The 336-nt window shown below is 69.9% G+C and carries 1 protein-coding gene; it reads left to right on the top strand.

Annotated elements, in window-relative coordinates; all coding sequences use genetic code 11:
- Positions 1–336 (top strand): TrmH family RNA methyltransferase (locus H6B10_RS15835; RefSeq protein WP_204652405.1); only part of this gene is annotated, 336 nt, incomplete at both ends.

The raw sequence follows: 336 nt of genomic DNA, 5'->3' as shown, positions 1-336 counted from the left end.
CGCCGTGGTGCTGGGACCGGGCTGTGCGGCGCCTTTCTCGCCCAAAACGCTGCGTTCCTCCATGGGCGCGGCGGGGCGGCTGCCGGTACTGCATTCCGACGATCTGCCCGCCACGCTGCAGGCTTTGCGGCGGCGGGGGGTTACCTGTCTGGCGGCGGCTCTCTATCGTTCCCGCCCGCTGAATGAGGCGGGACGGGAATTCCCCGGCGGTGTCTGCGTTGTCATTGGCAGCGAGGGGCAGGGCCTGCGGGACGAAACGGTGGAAGCCTGCGATGCCGCGGTGCGCATCCCCATGACCGACCGTGTGGAAAGCCTGAACGCCGGTGTGGCGGGCAG

Source organism: Gemmiger formicilis (genome assembly GCF_016901605.1).
GTDB classification, from domain to species: Bacteria; Bacillota; Clostridia; order Oscillospirales; family Ruminococcaceae; genus Gemmiger; species Gemmiger formicilis_B.
This window is presented reverse-complemented; position numbering and strand designations above follow the sequence as displayed.